Genomic DNA, 255 nt, shown 5'->3' with positions numbered 1-255 from the left:
GGATATCAGCGAAATACATGCAAACACCGCATGAAAGGAGAGGACGGCTTCAGGATCGGCTTTCACGCCCTGCTGCCAGGCGCCGGAAAAGGGCTCAGCCACCGCCTGAAACAGGCTGGTCCAGCCCTCCTCTCTTACGTCACGTCCTGATTTCTGGTTTTTTCGGGTTCGCCGTAAAAGGTTCCACATTCGCCATGCTCCGCATCACGTTTCTTTTTCTGACCTGCCGGACGTCGCACCGTGATGTACTCCGCC

At 56.5% G+C, this 255-nt stretch carries 1 protein-coding gene and 1 pseudogene; both read right to left on the bottom strand.

Annotated features, from left to right (window positions below; translation table 11 throughout):
• Nucleotides 1-189, bottom strand: a pseudogene (locus E0D98_RS26905) (phage portal protein); the annotation flags it as partial.
• On the bottom strand, nucleotides 135-255 hold a 121-nt coding region (locus E0D98_RS28360), incomplete at its 5' end, for a hypothetical protein (RefSeq protein ID WP_231235852.1). The gene E0D98_RS28360 and the pseudogene E0D98_RS26905, both read right to left, overlap by 55 nt.

The organism is Escherichia sp. KCJ4928, from assembly GCF_004352695.1.
In the GTDB taxonomy this organism is placed as follows: domain Bacteria; phylum Pseudomonadota; class Gammaproteobacteria; order Enterobacterales; family Enterobacteriaceae; genus ECMA0423.
This window is presented reverse-complemented; position numbering and strand designations above follow the sequence as displayed.